Source organism: Methylopila musalis (assembly GCF_042679725.1).
Taxonomy (GTDB): Bacteria; Pseudomonadota; Alphaproteobacteria; order Rhizobiales; family Methylopilaceae; genus Methylopila; species Methylopila musalis.
In genome coordinates this window covers 1-930 of the sequence record NZ_JBHTMX010000387.1, presented here as the reverse complement: position 1 = coordinate 930, position 930 = coordinate 1, and the positions used below count along the sequence as shown (strand labels likewise).

At 76.5% G+C, this 930-nt stretch carries 1 protein-coding gene and 1 pseudogene; both read right to left on the bottom strand.

The window, feature by feature from the left end:
* A pseudogene (locus ACFQ4O_RS17855) lies at positions 1 to 184 on the bottom strand (VWA domain-containing protein); the annotation flags it as partial.
* Positions 181 to 930, bottom strand: a 750-nt coding sequence (locus ACFQ4O_RS17850; RefSeq protein WP_378777765.1) for a VWA domain-containing protein, incomplete at its 5' end; no start/stop codon positions are given. The gene ACFQ4O_RS17850 and the pseudogene ACFQ4O_RS17855, both read right to left, overlap by 4 nt.

Here is a 930-nt window from a genome sequence, read left to right as displayed (position 1 = left end):
GGCCGCGCCCCGCGACCACTGCGCCGCGCCGCGCCAGCGCCTCGAACAGATGCGGGTCCACCGCCTTGCGCCAGTCGCCGACGCCGGCGGCGCGCCGCACCGCGACAAATCCGAGCGCCGCCGCGACCGGCACGGCCAGCAGCCACCACGGCCGCAGCAGGGCGAAGGCGCCGAACTCGATCATCGGGCGGTTCTCCGCGCCAGCACGCTCAAGGCCGCCGCGAGGAAGGCCAGCGCCGCGGGCCAGGGCCACAGCTCCCGCCAGATCGGGGCGGCGGGAGCGAGCGTGCGGGTGGGCTCGATCTCGTCGATGGCGTCGATCGCCTGTTTCAGGTCCTCGGTGGCGCGCACGCGGAAATAGCGGCCGCCGCTGACGTCGGCGATCGCCCGGAGGGTCGCGGCGTCCACCACGTCCGGGTCGTAGCCCTGAACCTCGGTGGTCTCCTTCGGCCCCATGGCGATGGTGTGCACCCGGACGCCGATCTGCTTCGCGAGCCGCGCCACGTCCTTCGGCAGAGCGGCGCCGGCGTTGTTGGCGCCGTCGGACAGCAGCACCACGACGCGGGCGCGGCCCGGCGCGTCCGCAAGCCGCCGCAGCGCGAGGCCGAGTCCCTCGCCGATGGCGGTGGAGCGGCCCGCGAGCCCGATGGCCGCGGCGTCGAAGGCGTCGGCCGCGGCCTCCACGTCATAGGTCGGCTCGGCGGCGACGAAGGCCCGGTCGGCGTAGACCACGAGCCCGACGCGGTCGCCCGCCCGGCCGCGCAGGAACGCGGCGCCCAGCGAGCGCACCACGTCGAGCCGCCGCGCGGTGACGCCGTCGAGCGCGAAGTCCCGCCGCTCCATGCTGCCGGACAGGTCGAGCGCCACCATCAGATCGCGCCCCGTTGTCGGCAGGGCGGTGGCGGGCAGCACGGTGCGCGGCCCGGCGAG